The 22,196-nt window shown below is 50.9% G+C and carries 20 protein-coding genes and 1 pseudogene; 3 read left to right on the top strand and 18 right to left on the bottom strand.

All coding sequences use genetic code 11. From position 1 onward, the window contains the following. Window positions 1–291: 291 nt before the first annotated feature. The 14 genes from IO95_RS19150 to IO95_RS19085 all read right to left on the bottom strand — a co-directional run bounded on the left by IO95_RS19150 (window position 292) and on the right by IO95_RS19085 (window position 13,860). Window positions 292–918 (bottom strand): hypothetical protein, encoded by a 627-nt coding sequence (locus IO95_RS19150; RefSeq protein ID WP_023489257.1) that lies wholly within the window; start codon window positions 916–918, stop codon window positions 292–294. 353 nt (window positions 919–1,271) lie between these two features. Beyond that, a complete protein-coding gene (locus tag IO95_RS26530; RefSeq protein ID WP_369794383.1) occupies window positions 1,272–1,478 on the bottom strand; it encodes a putative zinc ribbon protein in 207 nt (68 codons plus the stop codon). A 47-nt stretch (window positions 1,479–1,525) separates the two neighbouring features. Continuing rightward, window positions 1,526–2,974 (bottom strand): UbiD family decarboxylase, encoded by a 1,449-nt coding sequence (locus IO95_RS19140; protein WP_023489258.1) that lies wholly within the window; start codon window positions 2,972–2,974, stop codon window positions 1,526–1,528. A 2-nt stretch (window positions 2,975–2,976) separates the two neighbouring features. Beyond that, entirely contained in the window at window positions 2,977–4,239 is a 1,263-nt protein-coding gene (locus tag IO95_RS19135; RefSeq protein WP_023489259.1) for an MFS transporter, read from the bottom strand. 11 nt (window positions 4,240–4,250) lie between these two features. Next, on the bottom strand, window positions 4,251–5,474 hold the full coding sequence (locus tag IO95_RS25680) for a phosphoribosylanthranilate isomerase (protein ID WP_023489260.1): 1,224 nt from the start codon (window positions 5,472–5,474) through the stop codon (window positions 4,251–4,253). Then, window positions 5,434–6,525: an anthranilate phosphoribosyltransferase gene (gene trpD, locus IO95_RS19125; RefSeq protein WP_023489261.1), complete on the bottom strand. Its 1,092-nt coding sequence runs from the start codon at window positions 6,523–6,525 to the stop codon at window positions 5,434–5,436. The genes IO95_RS25680 and trpD overlap by 41 nt, the downstream gene beginning before the upstream one ends. Further along, window positions 6,522–7,124: a cysteine hydrolase family protein gene (locus IO95_RS19120; RefSeq protein WP_023489262.1), complete on the bottom strand. Its 603-nt coding sequence runs from the start codon at window positions 7,122–7,124 to the stop codon at window positions 6,522–6,524. The genes trpD and IO95_RS19120 overlap by 4 nt, the downstream gene beginning before the upstream one ends. Window positions 7,125–7,203: 79 nt before the next feature. Further along, a complete protein-coding gene (locus IO95_RS19115) occupies window positions 7,204–8,280 on the bottom strand; it encodes an LLM class flavin-dependent oxidoreductase (RefSeq protein ID WP_037386620.1) in 1,077 nt (358 codons plus the stop codon). Window positions 8,281–8,437: 157 nt separating this feature from the next. Beyond that, window positions 8,438–10,162 carry a urocanate hydratase gene (gene hutU, locus IO95_RS19110; protein WP_023489263.1) on the bottom strand — a complete coding sequence of 575 codons (1,725 nt, stop codon included), beginning with the start codon at window positions 10,160–10,162 and terminating at the stop codon, window positions 8,438–8,440. 358 nt (window positions 10,163–10,520) lie between these two features. Next, window positions 10,521–11,060 (bottom strand): inovirus-type Gp2 protein, encoded by a 540-nt coding sequence (locus IO95_RS19105; protein ID WP_023491900.1) that lies wholly within the window; start codon window positions 11,058–11,060, stop codon window positions 10,521–10,523. 438 nt (window positions 11,061–11,498) lie between these two features. Continuing rightward, window positions 11,499–12,044: an inovirus-type Gp2 protein gene (locus tag IO95_RS23650; protein ID WP_023491901.1), complete on the bottom strand. Its 546-nt coding sequence runs from the start codon at window positions 12,042–12,044 to the stop codon at window positions 11,499–11,501. 155 nt (window positions 12,045–12,199) lie between these two features. Next, a complete protein-coding gene (locus IO95_RS19095) occupies window positions 12,200–12,778 on the bottom strand; it encodes an inovirus-type Gp2 protein (protein ID WP_037386618.1) in 579 nt (192 codons plus the stop codon). Between the two features lie 181 nt (window positions 12,779–12,959). Continuing rightward, window positions 12,960–13,556: a hypothetical protein gene (locus tag IO95_RS19090; RefSeq protein WP_037386616.1), complete on the bottom strand. Its 597-nt coding sequence runs from the start codon at window positions 13,554–13,556 to the stop codon at window positions 12,960–12,962. A 97-nt stretch (window positions 13,557–13,653) separates the two neighbouring features. After that, window positions 13,654–13,860: an AlpA family transcriptional regulator gene (locus IO95_RS19085; protein WP_023492866.1), complete on the bottom strand. Its 207-nt coding sequence runs from the start codon at window positions 13,858–13,860 to the stop codon at window positions 13,654–13,656. Window positions 13,861–14,077: 217 nt separating this feature from the next. Here IO95_RS19085 and IO95_RS19080 point away from each other — a divergent pair, with 217 nt between their 5' ends. Next, the gene (locus tag IO95_RS19080; RefSeq protein WP_051791293.1) at window positions 14,078–14,341 is read left to right on the top strand and encodes a helix-turn-helix transcriptional regulator; all 264 of its coding nucleotides are present in this window, start codon (window positions 14,078–14,080) and stop codon (window positions 14,339–14,341) included. Here IO95_RS19080 and IO95_RS24360 read toward each other — a convergent pair. Beyond that, a pseudogene (locus tag IO95_RS24360) lies at window positions 14,320–14,558 on the bottom strand (transcriptional regulator); the annotation flags it as partial. The gene IO95_RS19080 and the pseudogene IO95_RS24360 sit on opposite strands and share 22 nt — an antisense overlap. A 631-nt stretch (window positions 14,559–15,189) precedes the next feature. Here IO95_RS24360 and IO95_RS24355 point away from each other — a divergent pair. Further along, window positions 15,190–15,720, top strand: a complete 531-nt coding sequence (locus IO95_RS24355) for a hypothetical protein (protein WP_072011700.1) — start codon at window positions 15,190–15,192, stop codon at window positions 15,718–15,720. On the opposite strand, the gene IO95_RS19070 is transcribed toward IO95_RS24355, so the two are convergent. Continuing rightward, window positions 15,623–16,720 (bottom strand): ISAs1 family transposase, encoded by a 1,098-nt coding sequence (locus IO95_RS19070; protein ID WP_037386610.1) that lies wholly within the window; start codon window positions 16,718–16,720, stop codon window positions 15,623–15,625. The genes IO95_RS24355 and IO95_RS19070 overlap by 98 nt on opposite strands. Before the next feature lie 75 nt (window positions 16,721–16,795). Here IO95_RS19070 and IO95_RS19065 point away from each other — a divergent pair, with 75 nt between their 5' ends. After that, entirely contained in the window at window positions 16,796–17,539 is a 744-nt protein-coding gene (locus IO95_RS19065) for a hypothetical protein (protein ID WP_369794382.1), read from the top strand. Window positions 17,540–17,761: 222 nt separating this feature from the next. Here the strand turns inward: IO95_RS19065 and IO95_RS19060 are convergent, their stop codons facing one another. Together IO95_RS19060 and IO95_RS19055 are read right to left on the bottom strand one after the other, a co-directional pair. Further along, window positions 17,762–20,848 carry an efflux RND transporter permease subunit gene (locus tag IO95_RS19060; protein WP_023490592.1) on the bottom strand — a complete coding sequence of 1,029 codons (3,087 nt, stop codon included), beginning with the start codon at window positions 20,846–20,848 and terminating at the stop codon, window positions 17,762–17,764. Next, complete coding sequence (locus IO95_RS19055; protein WP_037386656.1) at window positions 20,845–21,981, bottom strand: efflux RND transporter periplasmic adaptor subunit; 1,137 nt, start codon at window positions 21,979–21,981, stop codon at window positions 20,845–20,847. Before IO95_RS19055 ends, IO95_RS19060 begins: the two co-directional genes overlap by 4 nt. Between the last annotated feature and the right edge of the window lie 215 nt (window positions 21,982–22,196).

The following is a 22,196-nucleotide window of genomic DNA, read 5'->3' as shown; positions in this document are numbered from 1 at the left end:
ATGGAAGTGTTTATCTTGTCACCCAGACGGTTTCGTTATTCCTGGCATCGTTATCGACACGATGAGAGTCAGCACGCGTCGGTTTTATTCAGCGTAACAATACGGGACCGTTGAAAATCCAGGTCGTCACCACGATATCATACAGGCTACCCCGTACCGGCTTCGTGATGTTTTTTAGGGTTAAACATCGGGGATGGGGTAGCTTCTGTCAGCCCTGTTGTACCGTCCAAACTGTCAAGAACCTGCGGCGGATCGGCAACAGCGTGTTCAACGGTCAATCAATACCTGTTTTCATCCGCAGCGGTAGACCGGTACAGGGCGGAGGGTTGCGGTGAGGCTGTCCCAGATGGGTACCTCAGCGGTTGCAATACGCATCCCCTTTTTTCTGAGCACCGCCACGTCGGCTGCGATCCGCTGCATACCGAACCAGAACAGACCATCCAGCGCCGTCACCGCCAGTCCGCTCTCCAACGCCCGCTTAAGCCGCTCACGCGGCATTCTAATTTCCCTGGCAATCTCCCGGTAAGGCGCAGCGGTCTCGCCTGACGATCCTTCCCGGCGAATGCGGGTTGACAAGCGGTAGTGAAACTCCTCCGGCACCTGATTTACATCAGATTTCACGCTGTAGACACAGCCAAAACGTTTGCCGTTAAAAACAACGTTTTTCTGACTGAGTGGCAATTCATCACGCAGATCGGCAATCAGTTGTGGGGCACGCACCAACAGCAGACGAAAGGGCAGCTCAAAGCTGGTGACGTAATCCACATTCAGCAAGGCGATACGCAGACGCTCGGCACTTCCTGCCTGGAGCTGACGGCATTCTTCGCTGACCTCAGCCCACTGCTGCGCAATTCGCGGTGTTTCATTAACGTCCGCAAAGCTGTATTTTTCAATCTGGTAATCAATACGTTCGACCATGCAGCCTTCCCTCTACCTACCTATCGGTTACTTTATCAACGGCTTACGATAAGCGGAAGTCAATTTGCAGTGGGTATTGAGGTAGCGCACAGCGCCTGACACATTTCTGGTTTCCAGTAGAAAGTTACAGGAAGCCAAATCGGCGTATTTGGAAGCCGTATCAAGCCCAGCCGCAAGCGCTTCTGAGCCAGGGTAGTTCAATATCTCTGCCGTTTCTGAAGAACCTAGCCACTTCTGTCAGACAGTGACAGTGGTGATAATCATGTTCGAGGAAAGTTAGAAGGGGAGTAGTGGTGGTGATCTTTGGCTTCAGGTCGATAAATCCGGGAAATGCCAGAATCTCAACGGAGGGTTCAAGTGTAATTCTCACGCCAGCTTTCTTCTTCAATGCTGTATATCCCGGTGTTACAAGCGATGCAGTATTTTTCACCCTGATAATGGTTCTGGCACCAGACGCAGTACCATGATCGTAACGCAATAGGTGCCGTAGCTGGCCCACCGTTTTGCGCAACTCTGCGTACCTCGCCTCGGCCTTCACCTGTGGGTCGAGATACGCACAGTTCATCAATGCCGATACTGAAACGGTGTGCTGATCATGCTGACACTTTTAGCCATCCCTATCCCCCACGTCCTTTGCATCCCATGCGAACGCACGTCTAAAGCGCTGCCGATGCTCAAAAGGTGCAGTACAATCAATCACACACTTTCTGGTGCATCCATTCACACCCTCTCCGGCATAAAATGCAGATTGCGTTGGATCAAGTGCAGTACCTGAAAGCAATTCAGTCGCGTAAATATCGCTATCCAGTCGAGAGCGCGTCGCGATAGCCCACAGAATATCGTCTGCTGAATGAGGATTGACGTCTTCATCAACCAGAATGATGTTCTTTAATGATGAAAGGCGTTGCAGCAATGCCATCCCCAACGCCAAAATACCTTGATCATCCGCCAGTTCCCGTTTAAGTATCTGCAGTACCGTCATGAGATGGCCACCTCCCGACGGCAGCGATACGATCTCACGTACTGACCTCTTGACGTCCAGGCTGTGCAACAGGCTGTACAGGGCCTGTTCCTGAGCCATTCCCAATAAAGCGGACTGTTCATATCCCGGGCCAGACACGGATTGATACACCGCGTTGGGTCGGTAGGTCAGGAGGTTAATCTGCAACGAAGATACCAAGCCACAGGAGGAGAAGTAACCTAGGTATTCCGGCATTGAGTAACCCTGCTCCTTGTCAGGTGACTCGAATTCCCTATCGGCACCCAGCGAGCCCTCAAGGGTGATCTCAGCATGATCAACAAACCAGCCCTGATGGCTGAAGCAGGGCGCAATATTCACTGGCTGATTGCGCAGAGCGCCGACCACACTCAATTCGTCGAAGCCAAAGTCCACATTCGGTTTACCCAGCGCCGAGGCAATGTAAATTGCCGGATCCAAACCGATATTGATGGAAACGGGTAAACGTTTACCCTCAGCGACATGCAAGTCGAGCAGACGCTGGAGGTGGCTTTTCCTGGAGATACTGATCGTGACCCTATTTTCTTTCAGTGTCATGCGGTGCACCGAACAATTGGCTATTCCGCGCGCGTCGTCACGGGCATACACCATGCCCAAGGTGATTGTCGGGCCGGGGTCGCCAGCCGTATAGGTCAAGGTTGGCAGAATACGCCGCAGGTCCGGCGATTCAACGATAACCCGATCACTCAAGGCGGCTACCTGCTTTTGCGGCGGGATAGGATGATTTATGGCTCGGAAGAGTAACTCGGCATCAGTCACGGTTGCCGGATGTTGATGGCTGGGATCCAGAAACAATCGACAGCGTTTACGGCTGCCGAACACCCCCATCAATACCGGAAACTGTCCTGCGGTAGGCATTTCATAGCAGCGGACGGGCTGCTCGTCCGCGATAAAAGCCCCTTGTGGCCTGCGATAGGCATTCAGGTAGTCTTCAATCAGCTCGATGGCCGGATTAACAGGGTATTGAACCTGCTCAGGTGGGAAGCCAGTATGGCTGAGTAACTCCATTGCAGATCTAAGATCATTGATCTCAAACATACTCATCCTCTAGGTATATGATGCGAAAACACTGACGCTTCAGTCCGCTCGTCATGAGAACGATGTGCCATTAACACCGCCAGTGCAGAAAGCAGGGCACACACGCCCGTCAGAACAATGGAGAGGGTATAGTTTTGATAGACATCGAACAGAAACCCCGCCACGCTTCCCCCGGCCACCGCCGCGATACCGACCGCAATGTAGAGTGCTCCCAGGATCGCTCCAAGATTCCTGGTACCAAACCAGGAAGCGGCTACGGCGGGGTACAGGGAGATACAGCCGCCATTGGCTGCACCGAAGAGGACGGCGAACGTTGCCAGGGCAACAAAACCCTGTGCAGCGATCCATGCGCCACATAACACCGCCAGCGTCAGCGTCAGCACGATGAGGAATTTCAATGGACCCATCCTGTCACCAATACGCCCAAGTACCAGACGTCCGCCAATATTGCCGACGCCGATCAGGCCTATCAGTAAGTTCGCCTCGGTGACGGAGAGTCCTTGTTGTTGCGCGTAGGGATTGATATGGATCAGTGCCAGAAAGAGTCCGATCGAGCCCAGAAATATTGCCACGAAATACCACCAGAACCGTCCCAAACGTACCGAGTCGCGCAACGTCATGCCTCGTGCTGCTTGCGGTACGGCTCCCGCAGCCAGTTGTTCTGGCTCCATGCCATCAGGATGCAGGCCGACATCTTCGGGACGCCCCTTCAGCACCAAGGCAGAGAGACAACCGATCGCCGCGATAGCAACAGCGAACACCTGCATGGTCGTTTGCCATGACAGATATTTCAGCAGCTCTCCCGCCACGATCGGCCCGATCAATGTACCCAGGCCTGTGCCTGCCAGCGCAATACCGGACGCTGACCCCCGGTATACCACAAACCAGCGTTGAATAGTGGTCACTGTCGGGACATAAACCAATCCTACACCCAGTCCGACCAGTACACAGAACGACAGGAGAAAGAGGGTGAGTGAAGAGGAAAGCAGGCTGCTGATCCCGAACCCTAACGCCAGCGAAATGATGCCGCAGAGCACCACGATACGCACAGAGCTCTTGTCGCTTAGCGAGCCAGAAAATACCCCTATCACATAATAGAGCAGGGCCGTAAACGAAAAGATCGATGCGGTGGAGAACCGGTCTGCATTGAAATAGGTTTGAATGCTGGAGAATAACGCACCGAAGGAGTACGCTGCGCCAAAGATCAATGCCAACAGAATATGGGCAGCGCCCACGATGTACCATCCTCTAAATATGCCACCCATTCTCACAGTCCTTATTGTTGTGCGTAGTTGAGCGAAACCACCGATGAGGTTTTCCCGGAAATATCAATGCGGACCAGCGAGATGACATCAAGCCCCGTGGCCTCGCGGACGCGAGCGATACCCCCATAGTTCACCTTTTCGGCAACACAGATAATCCCCAGCACCTCTGCCCCTGCACGGTGTATGGCTTCAATCAACCCAAGCAGCGTCCCTCCAGAACTGATCAGGTCATCGACGATATAGACGCGATCCCCTTTTTCCACACCGTTGAGGTAAAGCGAACCATGGGTATATTCGCAATCGAAGGCCACCTGCACCTGGCCCGTCAGACCGGAGGGGTACCAGCGGGCAATACCAAAAGGCAGGCCAGATAACAGGGAAACTGCCGCCAACAGCACTCCCCCTTTATCCTCTTCACCCACCAACTTCGTGCCCGGTAGAAAGGGCATGGCATCACATACCCGTCGGGCAGCCTCGTGTAATAACTCAGCGGAGGTTGCCGGTACCTGCTCTGTCAAGGCATTGAGCAAGAATTTGCTGCCTTTGATCTCCACAAGAGGTTGGTCATCGAACGTCGCTTTAAGCAGATCGGTGTCTGACATGGCGGTCGTCTTGTTGAGTCTCTTGGCACTCACTACGCTCTGCATAAACTGTTGCAGCTTGTCGGCATCTTTGGTTCGAATCGACGCCGCGACGCCTGAACTGACGTCCACCCCCTGTGGTGAAAATGCAGTAATGAGTTGCCCAACGTTTTCAGCATGCAGCCCACCCGCAACGATAATTGGCCGTGCAAAGGATTGTCCTGTCAGCAGATCCCAGTCGAATGCGGTTCCGGTTCCCCCCTTCACTCCAGGAAGGTGCGTGTCCAGCAGATAAGCTGAGACGTCATAGGCGTTGATCATCGTGATATTCAGATCGTCTCCGATATGAAATCCTTTAATGACAGGGATACCCACCTGCCGACAATACTCATTGGATTCCTCTCCCTGTAACTGCACGGCGGAAATGCCGGTTTCCCGTGCTATCCGCTGTACGACTGCCAGCGGCTCATCCACAAAGACTCCCACCGTCTGGGTAAAAGGAGGCAAGCGTTCGATGATGGCTTTTACCGTTGATGCATCGACCTGTCTGGGGCCGGGAGAAAAAACGAACCCTAGGGCGTCGGCTCCTGCTTGAAGTGCTATCAGAGCATCATCAAGGTTGGTTATCCCACAAACCTTCACACGTGTTTTCATGGTGATGTTCCTTCATTATTTTTAGTATTTTCTGTGCCTGACCACTGTCAAGCATGTGCCTGGTGATACGTGCGGCTTCCTTGAACGACGGTGCTCGCCCCGCCAAGACCAAGGCTACACTGGCTGTAACGACGGTGGCTTCGCGATGGGGCCCCGGCAGTCCCCGTAAGACATGGGTGCAAATTTCAGCATTACGCTGAGGCGTGCCGCCTTGAAGTTCCGACAGGTGGCACGGTTGAACATCAAAGTCCTGTGGCATGAGGGAGAAGGTTCTCACCTGACCCTGACGTACTTCGCTTATCAGCGTTTCGCCAACGCAACTCACTTCATCCAGCCCATCCACGCCGTGCACGACAAAAGCGTCCACACCGCCCAACCGGCAGAGCACCTCTGCAATGGGGGCCAACTGGGTGGGTCGGGCCACGCCAATGATTTGCCGTTGTGCGCGGGTTGGGTGGACCAGCGGACCAGCCAGGTTAAAGAGGGTGGGAACGCCGATGCTACGGCGGACATTCGTCAACCCTGCCGGGAAACGGTAGTACTCAGAAGTAGCCACAAAAGCGAAATTGCAGGCGTGCAAATCCGCTCGGATCTGTTCTGCCGTGCTGCTACGGGTGATATCCACCCCCAGAGCGGTCATCACATCGCTACTGCCACTGCCACTGGTACTTCCTTTATTACCGTGTTTCACGACAGGGATGCCAGCCGCCGCGACGACAAAGGCGGCTGTCGTGGAGATATTGAATGTCCCGGCACGATCACCGCCGGTTCCCCCGAGGTTAAGCACCGGTAACTCCCCGAGCGAGATGGGAGGATGGCGCATTCTGATGGCCTCGACAGCCCCCATGATCTCCTCGGCAGTCTCCCCTTTCTGGCCGAGTGCGACCAGCGTCGTGGCTGTTTCCAACGCATTAAAACGCTGTTCAAGGATGGCATTGATGACGGCACGAGCCTGTTCTCTGCTCAAGTCCTGTTTTTCTTCCACCAGTGTACGGATCAGTTGTGGGTAGGTGATCTGTCTGGGTAGTCTTGGGTCGACTATTGTGTTCATTTCCCCTCCGCCTTCCCGTACAGCATCGATATCACGGCTGACAAAGGTTGTACGTTGCCGAAGACATAGGCGATATTTTCCAATGCGGCCTCGTGGCGGGTCTGGCTGGTTCCTGCTACGCATTCCTGGGGTACCCATACCCGATAGTCGAGCTGCATGGCATCTTGTGCCGTCGCCCTGACACACACATCTGTCGCGACCCCGGTCAATATCAGCGTATTGACCCCCAGCCCCCGCAGTAACAACTCCAGATCAGTTGCGAAGAAGGCACTGTAGCGGCGTTTGACAATGACGTAGTCACCCTCCAGGGGCCGCAATTCGGGGATGATTTCAACCCCTGAACTGCCTTCCAGACAGTGCAATGTCTCGCCATAGTCGAGTTCACGTCCAAAATCGACACGTTGCCGTCGATGTGCTTCCTGGGTGTAGATAATGGGGATATGGGATTGCCGGGCGAAATTCAGGAGCGTTGCCACATGCGGGACAATATCCCGCCCCTTACTACAGGGAATGGGGGCATCTTCATCAATGAAATCGTGTTGCATATCGATAACGAGAATGGCGGCCCGTACCGGTGTGATGATGTATTCCATTGTCATGCTGTTCCTTCCTTAATATCCTCACTGATGAGGGGGCACTCACGGTGAATATCGCCTAGTTACTGTCCGTCAGCAGGCGTCAGGCGAAATGTTTCTCGACGATATTTGCCAGCTCGGCATAGCTGTGACGTGTCGTTTCTAATTCATCAAGGTGGTCAAAGCCCATCACATGGAGTACACCGAAACCACCGGAGAGGTATTGCATCTCCTCTATTTTTTGCCGCACGGTTTCGGGGGAACCAACTATCCAGCAGTGTTTGGCGCAATACTCGGCGGTGACATCGCTGTCCGGTACATCCGGATGGTGTTTCAACAGGCCAAGCGCATTGTTTCCAGCCAGCATGGGCAGATAATCTTCACGGAAATAGCGGCCCATTTCTCCATCAACAGCGAGTTTCCATGCCTGTTTATCGGTTTCGGCGACAAAGAAAGGGCGACTGACTCGCCAATCTGCACGGGAAGGTGGGCGGCGCCCAGTTTCTTGCGCCCCTTCTTCCACGACGCGCCAGTGGGTATGTAAATAATCAGGTGTAAAGCAAAAGCTGATGGGTAACCAACCATTCCTGCCAGCAATACGCAGTGTGTCCGAGGCGGCTGACAGCCCGGTCACTCCTATTGGCGGGTACGGCGACTGAAAGGGTTTGAGATGATATCCGGTAGATTTTTCTAATTGGTCAGCAGGGCGACGAACCGTCCAATATTTCCCTTTGAACTCAAAGGGGCCATCGCTTTCCCAAAAGCGCGTCATAATGGCGATAGATTCGGCCGTCATTTCACGATGTGCGCCAGCGCGGTAATCAATATCAAACATCTCCAGATCGAGATGGGTCCCACTGGCCCCAATACCGACCATTAATCGCCCCTTCGAAATATGATCCAGCCAGCAGATTCGGTGAGCCAGTTCAGCAGGGTGATGAAACGGCAGCATGAAGGCACCCGGCGCCAGCCTGATTTTCTCTGTGACAAGAAACGCCTGGGCCAACAAAAGATCCGGTGAGGGACAGGGTTCTCCAGGCATCATATAGTGTTCCCCGATCCACGCTTCAGTGACGCCAATGTTGTCGAAAAATTGCAGGGTATCGAGGTTGTGGTAATGTCCCTCATACGGAGAGCGGTGACGAGGGTGAGCAGGCATCATGAATGCGCCAAGCTTCATAGTCTATTTCCTTGCATGCCAGTGTTATCCGGATCCCCGGGAGGTTTCGAGCACGGTGACTCGGTGAAAAACAGTCATGTGTATTGCACAAGCGCTTAGCCTTCTCTTCGGGGAGTGATGGCAGAATACAAATAATAAGAGGAAGCGGTGCTTGTGGTTATCGGATCATCGGCAGGGTCAACCCTTGCCGCTTCGCTGTGGCAATCGCCAATTCATAACCTGCATCCGCGTGTCGCATGACACCGGAACCGCAATCATTCACCAGCACTCGGGCTAATCGCTCAGCGGCGGCTTCTGTTCCATCGGCGACGATAACCATACCGGCATGTTGCGAATAGCCCATCCCAACACCGCCGCCATGGTGAAGGCTGACCCAGGTTGCGCCTCCAGCGGTATTGAGCAAGGAATTCAGCAATGGCCAGTCAGATACGGCGTCAGTACCATCACGCATGGCTTCAGTTTCACGATTTGGACTGGAGACCGACCCCGTATCCAGGTGATCACGTCCAATCACGATCGGGGCTTTCAACTCACCTTTGCGAACCATTTCATTAAAGGCCAACCCTGCCAGATGACGTTCTCCCAGGCCCAGCCAGCAGATACGGGCAGGCAGCCCCTGGAAACGGATATGCTTGTGTGCCATATCGAGCCAGCGGTGGGTGTGGTGGTTATGTGGGAAGAGTTCTTTGATTTTGGCGTCGGTTTTGTAAATATCTTCAGGATCGCCCGATAACGCTACCCAGCGAAAGGGTCCCTTGCCTTCGCAAAAAAGCGGGCGAATGTAGGCAGGCACAAAACCGGGGAAATCAAACGCGTTGGTGACCCCCTTATCGAAAGCAACCTGGCGGATATTATTACCGTAATCCACCACCGGTACGCCCATCGACTGGAAGTCAAGCATCGCTTGGACATGCAAGGCACAAGAGTGAGCCGCGGCATCCGTCAGTCTGGCATGTTGGGCGGGATCACGCTGTCCCGCACGCCACTGCGCTACACTCCAACCCGCCGGGAGATACCCATTAATCAGGTCGTGTGCAGAAGTCTGGTCCGTTACCAAATCAGGGCGGAGGCCACCTGCTTTCGCACGTTTAACCAGTTCTGGCAGGATCTCTGCCGCGTTACCCAGCAGGGCTATTGAGACCGCCTCCCGTGCCTTCGTATGTTGACGGATAAGCGCTAGGGCATGATCAATATCTGTGGCTTGTTTATCGACATAGCGTGTACGCAGACGGAAATCGATACTGCTCTGTTGGCACTCAATATTCAGTGATACCGCACCTGCCAAGGTGGCAGCCAGAGGCTGTGCGCCCCCCATCCCCCCCAAACCGGCGGTCAGGATCCAACGCCCAGCCAGATCACCCCCATAATGCTGACGACCCGCTTCAGCGAAAGTCTCAAAGGTACCCTGTACAATGCCTTGGCTACCGATATAGATCCAACTGCCCGCGGTCATTTGGCCGTACATAAACAGGCCTCGACGATCAAGCTCGTTGAAATGATCCCAATTAGCCCATTGTGGAACCAGATTGGAATTAGCCAGTAAGACACGAGGCGCGTTGACGTCGGTTTTAAAAATACCGACGGGTTTACCTGATTGCACCAACAGTGACTCATCTTCATTGAGGTTTTTCAGCGAGGTCAGTATCTGATCGAAGCAGGCCCAATTGCGTGCGGCACGGCCAATACCGCCGTAGACCACCAGATTTTGCGGGTCTTCGGCAACGTCGGGATCCAGGTTGTTCTGGAGCATCCGGTAAGCGGCCTCAATCAGCCAGTTTTTACACGTCAGTTGGTTGCCACGCGGGGCGCGGATAACACGTGTGTTATCGTGGCGTATATCTTGTTTTGGTGTAGCCCTTTCAGCCTCTGTTATCGTATTCATAACGTCTTCTCCGTATCGTCGTCACAATGCCGGGCATGTCTAGCAATCTGCCAAAGAGAGGGGGGAAATGAGTGTATTAATCAATTGTGATAAAATATATCTATTAATGTTATTAACATATTAAATCATGTTAACGAATATGTTTGTACACAAACTGTACATGTATAGTCAAGCTCTATTTTTGAACAAATGTCTGTTATGCGTGGTCAGATGGTAAAAGCAGGCGAGTGAACCGTTTTTTCCAAGGGAGAGTCAGTGTCACGATTTGTTGTAGTTTATTGTAGTGGATCACAAAATCAGGACATCCTCGTAGCTTTTTTCCACTGCTCTTTGTATTCACCGTGCGGTGATTGGCAACTTACTGGATCGTACATACCACCGAAGATAACGACGTCACGCTGTTGCTGAGCGCAGCGTATTGGGAGGCGTATTGCTCAACATCACCACGGGCAACCTGGATGCAAAGGGCTTCCGACAGCAGCACTTGCGGCAATTCGTCGGACTGCTCAATAACGGATGACCAGGCTTTGCTGATGAGGGCGTTAACAGCATCAATTTGCGTCTGTAACGAAGGGTCATGGCGGACGCTGTAGAACGTATCCTGGTTCAACAACAGTATCGGGATGACGCTATCGCCCTCAATACCCCACAACAGACTGATTTGAGTAGGTGGTGCTGGTTTACCTGCCGATTGGCGACTGTCGATAAATACGTTGAGCAACTGGAGTAATACAGCTTGAAACCGGGTTATCAGCGCGTCTAGGGGCTGCGTTGAAACGGCGAGCAAGCGTAGTGTGACACGTAATGCGATCAGCCTCGGATAATGATTAATGGCAGCCTGAAGCGTGCGTTTGATGTCGTGAGCATCGAGTTGAACGCTGGAAAGAAGAATCCTCATTAGCATCGCCCTCTGGACTGGTAACACGCCAGTATACTGAAAATCGTGCGATGGTAGAAAGAACACGATTTGGCTCCACAATATTGTCGGTAGCACCGCCTGCAAATCAAGTGGGAGGCAACGCTAACGGGATTGATGGCGTTGATTTTTTGCATGTGAGTGTCCTTGTTTGAACCATGAGTAACGCTGGCCCTGCGGCAGGTACAGGGAACCTCGCATGACGCATGAGCGCACTGAGTCAGAGTGGGACCGCCGAATGGGGGGTTGTTAACAAACGCCGTGTGATAAAACCGCTCAGGCTGGGGGGCATCGTTAACGGCTTGGGTTTGCCTGAGATAAAGGGAATACTGGCCATCATTGTGGTATTGGGACAAACTGCAATTGCTGTAAAATGGCATCTGAATAGATGTATGTATCTCCGATCGCTGTTGGTCTGCGTTACACGTTACTCCGGTAGAAGGCAACAGGCGCAGGAAGTTGCCTGGCGATATTTCTCAGCACTTCGTGTTGCGCAGTCAATTTGGCCGGTATTGTGCGACAGGCCAACACACACGGTTCGGATGGAAAGAAAACCTGGGGCTCCGTTGTAAAGGAGGTATCACGGCAGGTAGCAGTCCATGCCTGGCGAATGAGAGCCAGAACCGTTTCCGCGCCCTCCTGCTGTTGCCTGCAACAGAACGTACTGAGATTGAGCATCAGAATGACCTGAATATCGCGTGAGGTACCCATCCCCCATAATACCCTGAGCATAGTGGGTGGTGCAGCTTTGCCTTCTGATTGCCGTATCTCGATGTATCGGTGGGTCATCTGCTGAAGCGCATGAATAAATTGCACTACAGTCTCTTCAGGAAGTCGCAATGCGTCAACATCGGGTTGTCGCAAGCTAAACCGAAAAGCCGCCAGTCGTGGGTAATGGTCAATGGCTGACTGTAGTTCACGATGGATCAACTGCGCATCTGTCAGTTTTTCATTAAGTCGTTCCATGGGATATCTCTGGTCGAGGTCAAAAGAAGGGAGTGCTACGTAATTAAATCGTGAATACGCCGATATGCCCCAGGCTTCCTGAAGCAGCTACGCTGACAGCGGATATCAGTGGCGTAGTCACGCCACTGCAGGCGTTTAACATTGTGATGTCACATTTAGCTGAGCGCTGGCGGAAGCCTTGGGCGACCCGTTAGCGGGCGTTCAGGCACCTCGTTACAGCCGTGAAGTAACAATCCCTCTTTCTGCTGAATTTTAGTCAGATATTCCAGTACCAGCCGGATGTTAGTGATGCTGTCTGGATCGTTGTAGTGCACCGGGATATTGATATTGGCCCTGTAATGCGCTTTAAATTCACAGCGATGATGCCAGCCATCGCCATCGGTAATAACGTGCCACAACTCACCCGCTTTCGCTGCCCAGGGATAGGTTATTTGCGTTCGATTACCATCCAGCCAGAAGACCACATGACCATGGTAGTGATGATCCTCAGTCCACTCGATGACCCAGAAATACCCCACTACTGCTTGAAGGCCCATCATTTTGTCCATCAGCAAGTGGATATCCTTTTCCAGTTGACGGTGAGATTGTTGATAATATTTAGCGGTTCCTTTCTGATAGAACAGATCTATGCGGATAGCCCGCAGACAGGCATACCGATTTATCATGCTGTCTGTATGCCAGTTCAGGACAGACGACAGAAACCAGTCTGGAGTCCAGGTTAGTTTAGTATTCATATGATTAACTCTTGATAGCTGGTTGATACCAGCAGGAGAGATGAAGCCCCCCTCGAAGAGGGGCGATTATCAGGATGATTTGCAAGGAGTTACTGAAGTGGTTGTAAAAAGGGAGTGCCTATTAATTATATTAATTAACCGATATTAATTTTAACTCCCTGAGCAGAACAAGGCTTGAAGCTTAAATTAGCGGGTCGAGGACAGTGCGGTTGGCAAAAATGACGTACTCATCCACTATGCTGGTTAAAGCGTAGTTCTCGTCCTGCCGTTCGTTAATCCAGTGATTAACTTCTTCTTCAGTTTTAATCTTCAGGTTTTCAATCCAGTCAGCAAGAGAATTTCCCAGCATGAGATCGTACCAGCATAACCAGACAAGTTTCAGGCGGGTTTCGGTTCCGCTGAACTGCTGAAACAGGCTGGTGAGTTTATTGGCTAGCGAACGTTGTTTTAAGCGGACACATTCAGAAAGCAGGACACCTTCAAGCATGGGGTGATGTACGAGCAAATGCTCCTGCGTATATAAACTGACGCTCAGATCATCCTCAAGAGATAATGATGCTGCCGATGTTTTCCCGTAAATTATTAGGTGCAAGCATTGCGGAACAATCGCAATAACCGGCTCTTTACCAGGAAATCGTAGGCATCCTACTGCCAGAGTGTGGGTATAATAAATATTCTGATGACACATGCCCTGTCGAACGGCCAGCTTTGTAAAATCCATCAGCCAGGTCTGGTAATATTTGTGGAGTTCTTCGTAACGAGGTTTATAGTCTTTCATGGTGCATATTCCTTCTAGGTGAAATGACAGGCAGCAGAAAACCTCCGGGGTAGCCGGATAATTATTTTCATGCTGCGGGTTTAGTTAGGTGAGAGGTTTATTTGCGGGACTGGTTAATACGCTCCTGAAGCCAGGCTTCAACTTCGCTTTTTAACCAGCGAGAGCTACGACCCATTTTTATTGGTTTTGGGAAAGCATCATCTTTAATTAGCTTATAGAACCACTTGTCCGTTAAACCAGTCACACTGGTGATAAATGCCATATTGACAAACTGGTCTTCTAAAAGAGAAGTATGGGTATTCATTATTCGATTCTCCGGTTAAGAAAGGTAAGCCGGACTCGTGATGTTTGATAACGACCACGTGCTTCGGCATACCAACCCGGTAATTTGTAAAAAAAGTTGAAGGTCATTGACCTCTATGCCACTACGGGCCGTGTATACGCCGCCGGTGTGTGAAGACGCCATTCGTAATTTACTGGCGAACTGGAAGGGTAATCCTCCGATTTTTACAGCCTATAAGCTGTTTTATTGTTTTGCAGCTTATCCGTTGAAAACCTTGAATCAGTTGCGTCCATTGCTGATTGGCTTTCGCAAAGCGAATGGGCTGACGCAAAAAGACCTGTCTGAAAGGTTAGGTGTCACACAGCAAACCTATGCCCGTCTGGAAGCAGACCCTGGAAGCGCCAGTATTGAGCGTTTGTTTAAGGTGCTTACTTTACTGGGGGTTGAAGTGGTGCTCTCTTCTGAACCAAGAGGGCTGTTATCTGCGTCATCATCCACATAGAGATCGACTGAACTCAGGTCATAGGCACGACGTGCTGGCTCTTCTACATCTTTCATCTTGGTGCAACTGAGGATCAATGCACCGCCATCACCCTCACGGCGCACATTGAACTCTACATTCAAGGCGGCCTGGAAGGCGCTTGAGCCGCGAGCTGTCCTGATCTTTACCGGAGTGGTGAATAAATCAGCACCGTGGACTGGGTTGCCGCTTTGATGTAGGGGTAAAACTTAGAATGCATCATTTTTTAGCTATGATGTTTGAAATTAAACCTGTTTTTTATCCTGCTCGGTGTACTTCTTTACAGCGCAAAGTACGCAGGAATCTGTTTTTTTTCGGGATTAAGAAGAGGCTATACAATTTTATAATCCTGTACTACGCTTTAGCTATCTTGTTTTTTAGAAATGCTGTTTCAATTTTAATATGGGCCGATGTTATATATGAAAAAAATACTTTGAGTGTTGGAAAGGCGGCAAGTGCGGGGGAGGCGGTAATATAGCCTACTTTGTAACTGGGTCGAATAAAAAAGCTAACATCTAGGTGCCTTGAATATAGATAGTTAACTTCAAGTTGCCTGTGGGCGATATTTGCGCGACAAGTCGGCCTTAGGATTTGACAGCGGCTGGCACCCTTTGTTGGGACAAATAATGCAGCTAATATTTATGGCGTTTGAGAATCAAATGGGATATCCCAGTGATTTCCTGGATTAGTTGTAAGCTTCTCTATCATTCGGTAGTTAGAATGATATGGAATCATGGATCTGTCGGTAAAGGGAGTATAACAATTTGATTTTTTTGTTTTTTCCTTCTTCCTGGATCTATTCATAATTTAATTAAAATGGAGCTTTATCAATGAGATCAATTAATCACGTACCCCCTCATAAACCATGGTATGAAAATCCTATTGGATGGGCCTCAGAGGCTGGCGGCACAACAGGTGGAGGACAAGATCCAGAGCTTTCTTATTATGTCAAAAATATAGAAGAACTTAGGCAAGCAATAAAAGAATCAGGCGATCGGCCTAAATATATTTGGGTCAGTGGGGTGATTGATGCAAGCGGTGGTGTTCCATATGTTAATCGTGCCGATCAATCAAAACGAGGACGTATATTTATCGGGAGTAATACGACACTCATTGGGATGGACCATCAGGCAAAATTTATCGAAAGTGCACTTTTTGTCCAAGATGCCAATAATGTGATTATTCATAACCTGTTTATTGAAAATCCTGTGGATGTGGAGCCTCAGTTTGAAGACCAGGGCGGGAGCACACTTTGCTTTTTATTTAACCAAAGAATAACTGGGCCCGATAATTGTCATCCCAACTTGCCTTTTTTAGCTTGTTTCTCTGACTCGGCGCACCACAATTACTCTGCTTTATGATGTTTAGAACAAAGCGCCGGAATAGTGCCATATTCTCGACCGCATCCTCCATCGCTATTCTGGAGGCATCTTCATTGAACACCACATCAAGAATGTAATGCTGGCTGTTCTCAATCCGCCAGTGTTGACGAATATAGTGCCCGAGCAGCTTGTGTTTGGGAGATAACGAGCTGACATAGTAGGCGGTCTCTACCGTTCCTTTTCCGTTGGCGCTACGGTGACGCTCAACGGCGATGATGCTGCGGATTGTCGGCCATTTCTCCGCCAGCTCAGGCGGTAGTTTTGATTTTAATTGAAAGACATAACGCTCTTCTTGGCGGCCATGACCACTCTCTTTGTGCTCGACGATTATCTTCTCTTTCTGTGCGTCAAAGAGTGCCTGAAATTGCGATTGAACGGCTTGATACAGCTTCGGTTGGTTCTTCTTTACCTGAACCACCACATGCGCCTTCTTCTCGCTGATTTTCTCCAGCGTCTCACGCTGACAATGCAGGGCATCAAGCGTCACAACGGCGCCTTTGAGCTCAAGAATTTCCAGCATTTCTTTGACCGTTTCGAGTTCCCCTTTCTTATTTGGGGTTGTTTTCTGGCTTAAAACCAAACCATTTTCGGTATCGTAGGCTGTAACCAGTTGCAGAGCTTCGGCGGAATTTCCGCGGTAGGAGCCGCGTAACACCTTGCCGTCAAAGGCAATTATGGGTTTGCCCTGATGGGTGCGCTGTTCATTGACCCAGCAGAGCAACGCTTCAAGCAGGGTATCGATGACAATGCAGCGCAAAATGCGGGCAATAGTGTGACGGCGCGGGATACCGTTGGCAAAAGGTCGATACTGACGGAGCCAATCGGCCTTTGAATTGCCATAGGTCTCTATGTCCCGCCAGCCTTCGGCACCACTCATGATGGCACTGATGACAAGAAACATGACGTCAACAAGGTCATGTTTACGATTGATGTCAGAGCGGGTTTCTTCAACAAGGGTAAGGTGTTCAATCAATGTCATCGAGCGTGTCTCCTACATGGAGACGTGATTAGATCACAGACGATCTGCCCGTTCAAGTTTCATTAACAAAGTGCGATCCCGCCCTGGTTTGAAGACGGTGATGGTTGGAATGCTGAGTGGGATGGATTGAGTATTGTCAGGTCACATCATGTCTGGATCAACAACGTTACATTCAGCGACGGCCGCTTCACCATGGACAATTATAAGATCGTCGATGGTTGGAAATACGTTCAGCATGATGGTTCGTTAGATATTAAACGCGCATCAGACTATGTTACTGTATCGAATACTGTTTTCACACTACACGATAAGACGATTCTAATCGGCCATAGTGACAGCAATGATGCGGAAGATACCGGAAAGTTACGAGTAACATTTCATAATAATTTGTTTACTCGTATTGTACAGCGTACTCCACGGGTACGTTTTGGTAATGTTCATCTTTTTAACAACATCTTTGATAACGATATTGATGATCCAATATATAAATACCAATACAGTTTTGGTATTGGTAAAAACTCGAGAACCTTGTCAGAGTTTAATTTTTTCAGGGTTAAGGGATGGACTGAACACTGTGGAATGTTCAAGGAGTTTGGCGGGTCATATCTGTCTGATGTAGATTCTACTTTCAATAGGTTACCGTCTGATGATGAGTGGGGAATGGATAGGCCACCAAGTGACTTAAATAGCTGTGGATTTAATAGCTCTTTTGAAATGCCACCTTACGATTATTTTCCGCAGCAGGGTATGACTGAAGAGCTAGAATATTCAATTAGGAATAGTGTAGGTAATATATTTGATTATCGTATCTTAGTCTGATATTTGTGTGGGTAATTATTCAGATTTTTGTGGATAATAATCAAAGAAAACTACCATTGACCGAAGACCTCCCCCCTGAGCAAGGCAATGATGGGCGCACATTGGGGGGAGCTATAAATACCCCTTAGGTATCAATACAAGCTAGAGTCGGTTTTAGTTCTGTTAGTGGATTGAAACGCGTGGATCTGAGCGGGCCATTTAATGACCCGCTTTTATCTTTGGCTAAGACGGCTTTCTAGTGAATTTGCGGTAACACCACTGGCTAAAGTCATCGACGTATAAAAATATCGCCGGGATCACCAGCAGGCTCAGCACGGTTGAGGTCAACAAGCCGCCAATGACGGCAATTGCCATCGGTGAACGGAAGCTGGGGTCGGCATTGCCTAGCCCTATTGCAATGGGCAACATACCGGCCCCCATGGCAACAGTGGTCATGATGATAGGGCGCGCCCGTTTATGGCAGGCATCCATCAGTGCCTCTTGGCGCGGTTTGGCAGCCACGACTGGCCGCCCGTCGCTGCCATCATTGCCGCGCCGTGCCACAATAGCGTACTCCACCAGTAGAATAGAGTTTTTTGTGGCAATCCCCATCAACATAATCAACCCAATCAGTGAAGGCATTGACAAGCTTTGCCCTGCGACTAACAGGCCGACGAAGGCACCCCCTAAAGAGAAAGGCAGTGCGGCAAGGATGGTCACCGGGTGTAGGAAATGTTTGAACAGCAGCACTAACACGATGTAAATACAGAGGATGCCGATCAGCATCGCCAACCCAAAGCTGGCAAAGAGTTCGCTCATGGTTTCAGCATCGCCTACTTCTACCACTTTCACCCCAGCGGGCAAATTCTGTATTGAGGGGAGTTTTTTAACCTCATTGACCACAGTACCTAATGGAACATTGGAAAGTTCGATCTCCAGATTGATATTGCGTGAGCGATCGTAACGGTTGATCACCGCAGGCCCGCTTGCAATCGTGATATCTGCAATTTGGCTGAGCATCACCGGGCCTTTAGTTCCGGGGATAATAAGACGTTTTAATGATTCGATATCTTGCCGTGCTGCATCATCCAGTTTCACCACGATGTCCAGTTGCCTTTCGGGCAAATTCAGTTTTGGCAACGACATATCATAGTCCCCCAACGTGGCGACCCGCAGTGTTTCTCCGATAGCGGCACTGCTGACCCCCAGATCCGCTGCGCGGGCAAAGTCAGGGCGAATGACCACTTCCGGCCGGACCAGGCTGGCGGTGGAAGCGATATTTCCTAACCCTGGAATAGTGCGCAAATCCCGTAGCACTGCCTGTTGGGCGGACATCAAACTGCGCGGATCTTCACCACTTAGCACCAGAATATATTTCTCTCCAGATGCCCCCAGGCCCACTTTGGTACGCACCCCGGGCAATTGCGTTAAGAGATCGCGGATGCGAGCTTCAATAGGTTGTTTACGCTCCCTCTCATTGCGCGAAACGAGTTGGATGGTCAAGGTCGCATTACGCGGCTCCACCAGGGAGGAGGAGAAGGGATCGCTTCCCGCACTTCCGGCGCCAATAGTGGTATAGATGCTGCGTATTTCAGGTACCTGACTGAGCAACTGACGAGCCCGTTCAGCCATCGCTTCAGTCTGGGTTAAGGTCGACCCTGGCGGCAGCTCAACAGACACTTGAGTTTGCGAGTTATCATCCGGCGGCATAAATCCAGAAGGTAGCAGGGGGATCAACATCAGCGATGCAATAAAGAATAGCCCGACAGAAAGCAGCGTTTTGACTTTATGATGAGTACACCAGTTGACGATGCGTAAATAGTGGGTGAGCCAGGCCGGATCGCGATCGTTTGCCACTAAGGGCTTGAGCATATAAGCGGCCATCATGGGTGTAAGAATGCGCGCAACGACCAGCGAAGCAAAAACGGCGATCGACGCCGTCCAACCAAACTCTTTGAAAAATTTGCCTGCAATACCGCTCATAAACGCCGTAGGAAGGAAAACGGCGATCAGTGTAAACGTGGTTGCAATCACCGCTAAGCCAATCTCATCGGCGGCTTCTATCGCAGCTTCATAGGGGGTTTTACCACCGCGCAAGTGGCGCACGATGTTTTCGATCTCGACAATCGCGTCATCAACCAGAACCCCGATCACCAACGACAGTGCCAGCAGACTGATCACATTGATAGAAAACCCCATCAAGGCCATACCAAAAAAAGCTGGAATTACTGACATGGGCAGCGCCACTGCCGAAATAAAAGTAGCTCGCCATTCGCGCAGGAAAAACCAGACGACCAACACCGCCAACAACGCGCCTTCATACAGCAGATTGAGTGATGAGTTGTACTCCGCTTTGACTGGGCTGACGAAGTCAAATGCTTGGGTGATAATCAGATGCGGGTATTCTGCCTTAATTTTTTCCAACGCTTTTTCGACAGCGTCGCCCACTTCTACCTCGCTCTCCCCGCGGCTCCGCACAATCTCAAATCCAACAACTGGCTTGCCGTCAACAAAGGCAGCAGAGCGGACTTCAGCCACAGTGTCGGCGACAGTAGCGAGTTGATCGAGTCGAACGTAACGCCCATCGATAAGCGGGATCTGTAGTGCAGCGATCTCTTTGGCGGAGTGTTGCCCTCCTAGGGTGCGAACAGTCTGTTCGCTATTGCCAAGCTCGGCGCGTCCACTGGGGGCATCCTGTTGCACTAAACGCAATTGTTGCGAGATTTGTGCCGCGCTCACCCCCAGACTTTCTAGCTTTAATGGATCGAGCAGCACCTGGACCTGACGATTGACGCCCCCGACTCGATTGACGGCCCCGACGCCGCGGATCGCCTGCAAGCTGCGCACCAGGGTGTTATCCACAAACCATGACAGTGCTTCTTCGTCCAAATGTTCTGAGCGCACCGCATAAACCAGCACAGGCGTTCCAGACAGATTGACACGTTGTACCACAGGATCACGGACATCGCTGGGGAGATCAGAGCGCACACCCTGTACTGCTGAACGCGTATCATCCACCGCTTCCTGGACCGGTTTCTCCAGTTGAAATTCCAGCGTCATAATAACGCCGCCTTCGGAGATCTTGGTATAGATGTGCTTTAGCCCCTGCAGGGAAGCCACGGAGTCCTCCAGTTTGCGCGCCACGTCGTTTTCCAACTGTTCCGGCGAAGCGCCCGGCAAGGCGGCGCTGACGGTGACCATCGGTAACTCGATATCGGGAAACTGTTGGATCTTCATACTACGGAAACTGATGATCCCAGCGACGGTGAGTAGCACAAACAACATAGCCGCAGGGATGGGATTACGTATAGACCAGGTAGAGAGATTCATTGTGCTGTTTCCCCTGTGGGGAGGGGGTTAACGCGCACTCTTTCGCCGTGATTGAGGAAACTGGCACCGCTGGTAACGATGCGCATATCAGGCTGCAGGCCGGTGAGGATCTCAAACCGCCCTTGATATAACTGACCAATCTCGACTTTAATTTCGCTGACGTTGCCCGCGTCATTAACAGCAAAAAGGTAGTGAAACCCTTCCCGTGAGACGAGAGCAGATTGTGAAACGGTAAGCGCTGATATTTCACCGACGTGGAACGTCCCTTGGGCAAACATACCCGCTTTTACCCCGAGCTGTTGTTGCTGTGTCGGGGTGATATCGACATAGACGATGGCGTTGCGTGTTTGCAGGTCGAGTGAAGGGGCCAGGGCGCGGATGCGGCCTGTGAGCTCGGTTCCTGCTGTGGTGCGCAATACGGCACTCATACCCGGTTTGAGGAGGGGTAATTCTGCGGCGGTCAGTTCTGCGCGCCATTCCAGGCGCTCTTGACGGATCAGGCGGAATAATTCGTTGCCACGGTTGGCGACGTGACCAACAGTTGCGCTTCGCGATGAGATAATACCGTCGTCAGGGGCCAGTACGCGCGTTTTTTCCATGCGCAACCGCTGGTATTGAACTTGCGCTTTAGCTTGTTGGACGCGAGCACGTGCTGTTTTATCGGCGGCGAGGTATTGGTCGATCTGCAATTCGCTGAGTGCACCGGTATTCTTCAGTTGGCGTGCGCGTTGTGCATTCGTGCTGGCTTCGTCTTTATTCGCCAGAGCTTCAGCTAAAGCAGCCTCTGCTTGGGCAAGGTCAGCGGCGACTGTTTCGGGGTCAAAACGCGCAAGAAGTTGGTCTTTACCAACGCGGTCGCCAACATTGACGTAAATTTCTGCCAAGCGTAACCCATCAGCCTCACTACTGACAATCGCTTCCTGCCAGGGGGCAATATTACCATTGGCGTTGATTTGGCGTGGTAAATTCTGTTGTCGGGGGACTTCGATATTAACGGTAAGTGCCGCCTGTTTTTCTGGCGGAGTATCACCATGTGCGGGGCTGTTTGCACTTATTGTAAAAATAAAATAAATGCTGATACCGATTATGAGGACAATAGCGCCGAGAAAAATTCTATTTTTGTACCACGTCATGTCAATTATCAACCCTTTGGAGGTGATTAAAAAATCCATTTAACTCATCAGCATACTAAAGTCACATAATCCGAGGCGTCAAGCAAGTCGCACGTCTCCTTTTATAATCGTCATCACGTGGTCGATCGAATGGATGATATTACAAGACAAGTGCAGCACAAGCGGTTGATCTCAACACAGCATCAGCACGGTTTAGGTATTGGCTTATCGGAAAG

The organism is Serratia sp. DD3, assembly GCF_000496755.2.
The sequence above is the reverse complement of the archived record's forward strand: the minus strand, read 5'-3'. Positions and strand labels throughout refer to the sequence as shown.